Genomic DNA, 342 nt, shown 5'->3' on the forward strand with positions numbered 1-342 from the left:
GGGGGTCTGCATCACATACACGTCCGCGTCAGCGGTTGGTTGGCCCACCAAGCGGATGGCCTCGGAATGCCGATGTGCCTTGGCCCGCAGTCGCACGATGGTGCGGGTCAGGCGCGCACCCGAGAACACGACACCCGCGGCCGCGGCCGCTACCGCGGCCAGCACCGTTACCTGCGCGATGCCCCCGGCCCGGCCCGCCGCCAGGTCGCACAGCAATTCCACGCACGAGGCGACCAGCGACCGGGTCTGGTGCCAGTGCCGCAGCACGTCACCGGCGACCAGCACGCCGACGGCGAGCCAGCTGACCAGAAACGCCACGATCGCGACCAGCCATGCCGCGAT

General features: G+C 71.1%; 1 pseudogene. It reads right to left on the reverse strand.

Annotation, left to right across the window (positions count from 1 at the left end):
* Positions 1-342 (reverse strand): annotated as a pseudogene (locus tag H7I57_RS26480) (M56 family peptidase); the annotation flags it as partial.

The organism is Mycolicibacterium pyrenivorans (assembly GCF_025821625.1).
GTDB classification, from domain to species: Bacteria; Actinomycetota; Actinomycetes; order Mycobacteriales; family Mycobacteriaceae; genus Mycobacterium; species Mycobacterium pyrenivorans.